A 7,707-nucleotide genomic window follows, 5' to 3' on the forward strand; every position below is an offset into this window, starting at 1 on the left:
CATGACCGAATCCGCCGAGCCCCCGCACCAGCCCGACGACCAGCCGGAGGACCGGTCGCGCAGGCGGCTCGGCTACGGCGAGGGGCGCGAGGCGCTGCTCAGGGCCGCGGTCCGGGTCGTCGGCGCACGGGGGCTGCGGCACCTCACCTACCGTGCCGTGGCCGAGGAGGCCGGGGTCACCCATGGCCTGGTCGTCCACCACTTCGGCTCCCGGGACGCGCTGATCGAGGAGTCCCTCGCCTACGCCGTGCGCCTCAGCCTCAGCAGCAGCCTGCTGGAGCCCGGCACCGGGAAGCCCGAGGACTTCGTGGCCGGCCTGACGGACATGGTCGAGGACGACGCGGACGGCCAGGCGTACCAGTACGAGCTGCTCCTGGAGGCCCGCCGCCGGCCCGAGCTGCTCCCGCAGGTCCGCGCGCTCTACGACGAGTACTTCGGCGCCTCCCGGCGCGAGCTGGCCCGCATCCTGCCCGGCGACGCGAGTCCGGCGTTCAACCGGCTGGTCTTCGCCGCGCTGGACGGCCTGGTGCTGCACCAGCTCACCGGCATCGGCGACCGCGCCGACACCGAGGCGGCCCTGGCCGAGCTGCGTTCCCTCCTGCGCACCCTGGGTGAGCGGTCGCCGGACCGTCGCGACTGAGCGTGCCCGGCCCGGAGCCCCCCGTCGCGGTCGCGCCGGGGGGTTTGCCATGCCCTGGGCCGGTCGGTTTCCCTGGCGTAAATTCCCCTTCCCACCCCCTTGTCAGATGGATAGTTCCGGCCCACCATGAGGCAACTCGTTTGGCTCAAAACGAAAACTCTCCCTTCCCCTCAGCAGGTGATCCGAGTGGACAGTCAGACGGTCGACGCCTCTCCGCAGGCCGGAGCGGGCAACCAGCCCGCGGCCACCCTCAAACGCAACGCCCTGGGTGTCCTGGGCATCCTCTTCTTCGTCCTGTCCGCCCAGGCGCCGCTCACCGGTATCGCGGGCGCCGTGCCGATCGCGGTCGCCGTCGGCAACGGCGCCGGGGCCCCGGCCGCCTACGCCCTCGCCGGAGCGGTCATCCTGCTGTTCTCCGTGGGCTTCGTGGCCATGGGCCGGCACGTCGTCAACGCCGGCGCCTTCTACACGTACATCGGCAAGGGGCTCGGCCGGACGACCGGCAGTGGCAGCGCCGCCGTGGCGCTGTTCGCCTACTGCACGGTCCAGGCCGCGATGTACGGTCTGTACGGGTACGCCGTCGGCGGGCTCGTCGAGCACTACTCCGGCGCGCACATCGCCTGGTGGGTCTGGGCCCTGGTGACCATGGCCGTGGTCCAGGTGCTGGGCGCCGCCGGGATCGAGCTGGGCGCCAAGGTCCTCGCCGTGTTCGTGCTGGCCGAGTTCAGCATCCTGCTCGCCTTCGCCCTGGTCACCTTCGTCAAGGGCGGCGGGCCCGAAGGGCTCGACTTCGGCGGCACGTTCTCGCCGCACGCGGTGCTCCAGGGCGCACCCGGCGTGGCCCTGATGTTCGCCGTCGCCTCGATGTTCGGCTTCGAGGCCACCGCCATCTACGGCGAGGAGGCCCGCGAACCCCGCAAGACCGTCCCCCGCGCCACCTACCTCTCGGTCACCGTGGTCACCGGCTTCTTCGCCTTCGTGTCGTGGATGCTGGTCTCCTCGTACGGCCCCTCGAAGGTCACCGCGGCCGCGGGCAAGGCGCTGGCGGGCGGCGACTCCACCGTCTTCGTCTTCGCGCCGATCGCCGACCAGTTCGGCGGCTGGGCCGACGACGTCCTGCCGATCCTACTCGCCACCTCCCTCTTCGCCGGCATCCTCGCCTTCCACAACTCCGCCAACCGCTACCTGTTCTCCCTCAGCCGCGAGGGCCTGCTGCCGGGCCGCCTGCGCACCCTCAACCACCGGCACTCGCCGTGGGTCGCGGGCCTGGTGCAGACGGCGATCGCGGTGCTCCTGGTGATGCCCTTCGCCCTCGCCGGCAAGGACCCGGTCCTCACCCTCTTCTCCTGGTTCAGCGGCGTCGGGGTCCTCGCCTGCATGCTGCTGTACTTCCTGACCTCGGTCTCGGTGATCGTCTTCTTCCGCCGCGAGCGCCTCGACACCCGGCCCTGGAACACGCGGATCGCCCCGGCCCTCGGCGCCCTCGGCATCGCCGCCATGATCTGGGTGATCCTGGCCAACTTCACGACCCTCATCGGCGGCGCCACCACCACGGCCGTCTGGCTCGTCCTCGCCGTCCCCGCCGTCCTGCTCCTCGGGGCGGGCACGGCACGGCTCGTCCACGGCCGCTGACGCACCCCGCCGGGCCCGGCCCCGCACGGCCGGGCCCCACACCCTTCGATTGGGATCACCATGCTGGACCTCACCCCCGACGAACTGATCGGCCGGGCCAAGGCCCTCGACCTGCCCGCACAGCACCACATCGACGGCACCGACGAGCCCGGCGGAGGAGCGGCCTTCGCCGTCGTCTCACCCCGGGACGGACAGCTCCTCACCCAGGTCGCCGATGCCGGCCCGGCCGAGGTCGACCACGCCGTGGCCGCCGCCCGCCGCGCCTTCGACGCCGGGCCCTGGCCGCGCATGGCACCCGCCGAGCGCGGCCGGATCCTGCTGCGCATGGCCGAACTCCTCGAAGAACAGCGGGCGGAGCTCGCCCTCACGATCACCCTGGAGATGGGCAAGCCGATCACCGAGGCGTACGCCATCGAACTGCGCGCGGCGATCACCACCTTCCGCTGGTACGGGCAACTGGCGGACAAGCTCACCGACGAGTCCCCGCACACCGCCTCCGACGCCCTCGCCCTGATCACTCGTGAACCGACCGGTGTCGTCGGCGCCGTGGTCCCCTGGAACTTCCCTCTGACGCTGGCGAGTTGGAAGGTGGCCCCGGCGCTCGCGGCCGGCTGTACGGTCGTCCTGAAGCCGTCCGAGTCCTCCCCGCTCTCCGCCCTGCTCCTCGGCCGCATCGGCACCGAGGCCGGACTCCCGCCCGGCGTCCTCAACGTCGTCACCGGCGACGGCCCCACGGCCGGGCGGGCGATCGGCCTCCACCCCGACATCGACGTACTGGCCTTCACCGGCTCCACCGCCGTCGGCCGCCACTTCCTGCGCTACTCCGCCGACTCCAACCTCAAGCGGGTCTGGCTGGAGCTGGGCGGCAAGTCGCCCAACATCATCCTCCCGGACGCCCCCGACCTGGACCGGGCCGCCGCCACCGCCGCCTGGGGCATCTTCTTCAACCAGGGCGAGATGTGCACCGCGCCCTCCCGGCTCCTGGTCCACTCCTCGATCGCCGAGCGCGTCACCGACGCCGTCGTCCGCCGGGCCGAGGAACTCCGCATCGGCGACCCGCTCGACCCGGCGACCGAGATGGGCGCGCTGGTCGGGGAGGCGCATCTGGAGCGCGTGCAGGGGCATGTCGACGCCGGCCGTGAGCAGGGCGCCCGGCTGCGCACGGGCGGGGAACGCACCCTGGCGGAGAGCGGCGGCAGCTATCTGCGACCGACGGTCTTCGACCGCGTCGACCCGGGTATGCGCCTTGCCCGCGAGGAGATCTTCGGCCCTGTGCTGTCCGTCCTCGCCTTCGACGGCCTGGACGAGGCGGTCCGGCTCGCCAACGCCACCGAGTACGGCCTCGCGGCCGGCCTGTGGACCTCCGACCTGTCCACCGCGCACCGGGTCTCCCGCGCCCTGAAGGCCGGCACGGTCTGGGTGAACTGCTACGAGGAGGGCGACCTGACCGTGCCCTTCGGCGGGATGAAGCAGTCCGGCAACGGGCGGGACAAGTCCGCGCACGCGATCGACAAGTACACCGAACTCAAGACGACCTGGATCCAGCTGTGACCCGTCCGCCCCGTCCGCTCATCGCCGTACCCGCCCGGTTCTCCGCCACCAGCTCGGCGCTGCGCTTCGCCGCCGAGGTCAACGCCCGGGCCCTGATCGAGGCCGTCTGGCGGGCCGGCGGCGAACCCGCGAGCATCCACCCCGCCGACACCGACGTGCCCGGCCGGCTCGCCCGCTTCGACGGCGTGCTGCTGCCCGGGGGCGGCGACCTCGCCCCGCACCGGTACGGAGCGACGGACACCCACGACACCGTCTACGACGTCGACGACCTCCAGGACGCCTTTGATCTTCAAGTCGCCCGGCACGCACTGGAGTCGGGCCTGCCGCTGCTGGCGATCTGCCGGGGACTGCAGGCCGTGAACGTGGCGCTGGGCGGCACGCTGGAACAGGACATGGGCGGCCCGGACCGCACCCACCGGCACCTGCGCCATCCGGTGACGGTCCGGCCCGGGTCGCGCGTCGAACAAGCGCTGGGGGAGGAGAAAGTGGCCGCCTCCTGCTACCACCACCAGCGCGTGGACCGCCTCGGCACCGGCCTCACCGTCACCGCGACGGCCGAGGACGGTACGGTCGAGGGACTCGAACCGACCGATGGACGGGGTTGGTTCACCGCGGTCCAGTGGCACCCGGAGGACACCGCGCACGAAGACCCGGTACAGCAGCGTCTCTTCGACGCGCTCGTCCGGGCTGCGGCCGTCTGATCAGTCCTTGGGCCGCCGTCCGCTGCGGCGCGGCGCGGGCTCGGCGCCGTCGAGCAGTTCCCGCCGCCGCTCCTCGCCGTGGTCCTCGACCTGGAGCACGACCCGCCGCAGCAGCTCCGCGAGGGTCCGGCACTCGGCGTCGCTGAGCCCGGAGGTCACGAAGGCCTCCTCCGCGTTGAACTCCGGGAACACCCGCTGCATCAGCTCCTCGCCCTGCTCGGTGAGGCTGAGCAGCACCAGGCGGCCGTCGTCCGGATGCCCGGTGCGGCCGAGCAGGCCACGCGACTCCAGGGTGCGGGCCACACCGGTGAGGGTGCCCTTGGAGATCCCGGCCTCCTCCGCCACGTGCCGGGTCTCCGACTCGCCCCACACCCAGACGACCCACAGCACCACGAACGCGGTCCAGGTGAGATCCGAGCCGCGCAGCACGGAGTTCTCCAGATGCTGGCGCACGGCGGAGGCGGCCCGGTGGATGTTGGCCACGGCCGCCATCTGGTCCCGGCGGACCGGGATCCCGCCGAGCTTCGCCGAGGCGAGCTTCTCCGCTTCGGTGATGGACCGATGACCGGGCACGGGTGACTCCTTCTCGACCTTCGTTCGGCCTCAAATTGTACGGAACGAAGCGTGCCGTCAGCGGGTGGCCGGGTGGGGCAGGTCGTGGGCCTCCAGGCTGATCAGCTGCTCCGCCGTCGGGGCGGTGAGCTCGGCGACGCGCTGGGCCTGGCGTTCGGTCGTCTCCTGGAAGATCTGGCGGGCCGAACGGCCGTTGCCGAAGCCCTCGCCCCGGGGCATGGCCTCGAAGAGGGAGAACAGTTCGGTACGGGCCGTGGGCGTCAGCTCGTAGCGGTGCTGCCCCGCCTGGAACTCGACGATCGACACCAGCTCGCCCGGCTCGTAGTCCTCGAAGAGGAGGGTGCGGCCGAAACGGGAGGCGAGGCCGGGGTTGGAGCCGATGAAGCGGTGCATGTCGCCGGGGTAGCCGGCGGCGATGACCACCACGTCGTCGCGGTGGTCCTCCATCAGCTTCACCAGCGTCGCCACGGCCTCGGTGCCGAAGTCGTTGCCCGCGAAGGCCGGGGCCAGCGAGTAGGCCTCGTCGATGAAGAGGACGCCGCCGAGCGCCCGGTTGAAGGCGGCGGTGGTCTTCGGGCCGGTGTGGCCGACGTACTCGCCGACCAGCGCGGTCCGGTCGACCTCGATCAGATGGCCCCGGCGGAGCAGGCCGAGGGCCTTGAGAAGGCGGCCGTAGAGGCGGGCGACCGTGGTCTTGCCGGTGCCGGGGTTGCCGGCGAACACCAGGTGGCGGCTGAGCGGCGGGGCGGGCAGCCCGGCCTCCTCGCGGCGGCGGACCGTCTGCATGAGCTTGACCAGGGAGCCGACGTCCTGCTTCACGCGGTCCAGGCCGACCAGTTCGTGGAGTTTGCCGAGCAGGTCCTCCAGGTTCTCCTCCTCCGGCTCGTCGGAGTCGTCGGCGGCCTTGGCGGCGGAAGAGGAGGTGGGGGCCGCACCCGGTCTGCCGTTCGCGGGGGCCGCGGCCGGGGTGCCGAAGGTCAGCGGGGTGCCGTCGGCCGTGCAGTCCTCCAGGACCGGCTTGGCGCCCTCGTCGGTGCCCAGCGCCTCCGCGCAGTCCCGGATCCGGCAGTGCCGGAAGACCGGGTCGGCGCCCTTGGCGACGTGCAGGGCCGGGAAACCAGCCCGGGTGACGTCGAGCGAGGTGAACGTGCCGCCCGCGCCCTCGGCCAGGAACACCCCGTTCTTGCCCGGCCGGTCGATGTGCAGCCCGGTCACCTCCGGCCTGGCGCCGGTCCACACGACGGCGCCGGAGCCCGCGCAGTCCTCGACCCGGCCGCCGGTCACCGTCGCCTCGGCGCCCTCGTCGACCACCAGACCGGCCGCTCCCGCACCGCTGATCCGGATCCCGGCGAGGGAGACGGCGGCGCCCTTGGCGACCTGCACGCCGATCTCCTTCGTCCCGGTCACCGTGGTATCCGCGACCGTGCTGCCGGCGGGCGAGCCGATGCCGATCCCCGCGGCGGACCCGGCGACCCGGCAGCCGGTGAGCGTGGCCACCGCCCGCTCCAGGACACTGACCCCGGTCATGGCGACGTCGGTGATCCCGCAGTCGGTCAGCTCGATCCGGGCCTCGCCCGTGGCGTGCACCCCGTGCTCGGAGCCGCCCCGCACCCGGCAGTCGGCGAGCCGCCCGACGGCCGTACCGGCCAGATGCACCGCGCTGAAGGTGCTGCGGTCGATCCGGCAGTCGGCCAGCTCCGCCTCGGCCGAACCCGTGACCAGGAGGCCGTTGGCCCCCGCGTCGGCCACGGAACAGCCCGAGGCGCTGAGCCGCGCGGTCTCCTGCACGACCAGCCCGCTGGCGGCCGCTCCCCGGATCCGGCAGTCGGTCAGCTCGGCCCGCGCCGAACCGGTCAGATGCACCCCCGCCGCCCCGGGCGTCTCGATCCGCGACTCCCCGGCCGTGGCCTCGGTCGCGTCCTCCAGGAGCAGCCCCGCCCTGCCACTGCCGGCCAGGACCGAATCGGTCAGCCGCAGCCGGGACCGGCCGCGCAACCGCATCCCGGACCCGGTCGTACGCTCCAGCCGCAGCCGTACGGCGTCCAGGCTCGCGGTGCCGGACAGCACCACACCCGTGCCGTCGACGCCGGTGACCGCCGTGTCCTCCAGGCGGGCCCGGACCCCGCCCGCCAGGTGCAGACCGGCCAGCCTGGCCCCCTCCAGACGGCAGCGGCGCAGCACGACGGCCGTCGTACCGCCCTCCTCGTCCTCCGGGCCCTTCACCTGGACCCGGCCGCCCTCCACCGAGCACTCCTCCAGGACCAGCCCGGCGCCCGGCGACACACTCACGGCGGGCAGGCCCGCGTCCGAGCCCCACACCGTGATGTTGTGCAGGGCGCAGTCCGGCCCGTCCACGGTCACCGCGGGCGCCTCACCGGGCGGCGCCGCGATCACCACACTGCCCCGGCCGTGCTCCGCCGTGAGCACGACCGCGCGGTCCAGGACCAGGTTCTCGGTCCAGGTGCCGGGGGCGATCACCACCAGATCGCCGGGCGAGGCGGCGCGTATCGCCTCGCCGATGGTCCGGTACGCGCCCCGGCCGCCCTGCCCCTTGGGCGCCACGGTGTGACGGGTGGTCATCTACGTTCCTCAGTCCTCGGTGCTCGCCGC

Annotated in this window: 6 protein-coding genes; 4 read left to right on the top strand and 2 right to left on the bottom strand. The window is 73.1% G+C overall.

Going from position 1 to position 7,707, the window contains the following annotated elements; all coding sequences use genetic code 11:
- Position 1 precedes the first annotated feature (1 nt).
- The 4 genes from ABT137_RS04480 to ABT137_RS04495 all read left to right on the top strand — a co-directional run bounded on the left by ABT137_RS04480 (position 2) and on the right by ABT137_RS04495 (position 4,524).
- A complete protein-coding gene (locus tag ABT137_RS04480) occupies positions 2–640 on the top strand; it encodes a TetR/AcrR family transcriptional regulator (RefSeq protein ID WP_351702231.1) in 639 nt (212 codons plus the stop codon).
- A 186-nt stretch (positions 641–826) separates the two neighbouring features.
- Positions 827–2,272, top strand: a complete 1,446-nt coding sequence (locus ABT137_RS04485; protein ID WP_351702234.1) for an APC family permease — start codon at positions 827–829, stop codon at positions 2,270–2,272.
- Between the two features lie 60 nt (positions 2,273–2,332).
- Positions 2,333–3,823, top strand: a complete 1,491-nt coding sequence (locus ABT137_RS04490; protein ID WP_351702237.1) for an aldehyde dehydrogenase — start codon at positions 2,333–2,335, stop codon at positions 3,821–3,823.
- On the top strand, positions 3,820–4,524 hold the full coding sequence (locus ABT137_RS04495) for a gamma-glutamyl-gamma-aminobutyrate hydrolase family protein (RefSeq protein ID WP_351702240.1): 705 nt from the start codon (positions 3,820–3,822) through the stop codon (positions 4,522–4,524). Before ABT137_RS04490 ends, ABT137_RS04495 begins: the two co-directional genes overlap by 4 nt.
- Here ABT137_RS04495 and ABT137_RS04500 read toward each other — a convergent pair whose 3' ends face one another.
- Entirely contained in the window at positions 4,525–5,097 is a 573-nt protein-coding gene (locus ABT137_RS04500; RefSeq protein ID WP_351702243.1) for a MarR family winged helix-turn-helix transcriptional regulator, read from the bottom strand.
- Positions 5,098–5,154: 57 nt separating this feature from the next.
- Positions 5,155–7,677 (bottom strand): right-handed parallel beta-helix repeat-containing protein, encoded by a 2,523-nt coding sequence (locus ABT137_RS04505; RefSeq protein WP_351702246.1) that lies wholly within the window; start codon positions 7,675–7,677, stop codon positions 5,155–5,157.
- Between the last annotated feature and the right edge of the window lie 30 nt (positions 7,678–7,707).

Origin of the sequence: Streptomyces sp. NPDC001980 (genome assembly GCF_040296885.1) — a bacterium.
In the GTDB taxonomy this organism is placed as follows: domain Bacteria; phylum Actinomycetota; class Actinomycetes; order Streptomycetales; family Streptomycetaceae; genus Streptomyces.